The following is a 370-nucleotide window of genomic DNA, read 5'->3' as shown; positions in this document are numbered from 1 at the left end:
GGTAGAGCACACGACTGTTAATCGTGTTGTCGTCGGTTCGAGCCCGACATTCGGAGTTTGTATGCCGACTTAGCTCAGTTGGTAGAGCAACGGTATCGTAAACCGTAGGTCGAGGGTTCGAATCCCCCAGTCGGCATGATAAAAATGACTGGAACATTGTTCTGGTTTTTTTTATTACTGCCGATATAGGTTACCAGTTGACATACAATCGGCTTATGGTTAGAATTATTAATTGTAAGTTTGCAAGACACGTGTCGTGATGATGGCATTGAGGCCACACCTGTTCCCATACCGAACACAGAAGTTAAGCTCAATAGCACCGAAAGTAGTTGGAGGATCTCTTCCTGCGAGGATAGGACGTCGCGATGCA

Annotated in this window: 1 tRNA gene and 1 rRNA gene; both read left to right on the top strand. The window is 46.2% G+C overall.

Going from position 1 to position 370, the window contains the following annotated elements:
* Positions 1-63 precede the first annotated feature (63 nt).
* A tRNA-Thr gene (locus tag IV50_RS06770) sits at positions 64-136 on the top strand.
* A 116-nt stretch (positions 137-252) separates the two neighbouring features.
* Positions 253-369 (top strand): 5S ribosomal RNA (gene rrf, locus IV50_RS06765).
* The last annotated feature ends 1 nt before the right edge of the window (position 370 follow it).

It is taken from the genome of Weissella viridescens (assembly GCF_001437355.1).
Lineage (GTDB): Bacteria > Bacillota > Bacilli > Lactobacillales > Lactobacillaceae > Weissella > Weissella viridescens.
Note: the sequence above shows the minus strand (reverse complement) of the source record. Positions and strands in the feature narration are given on the sequence as shown.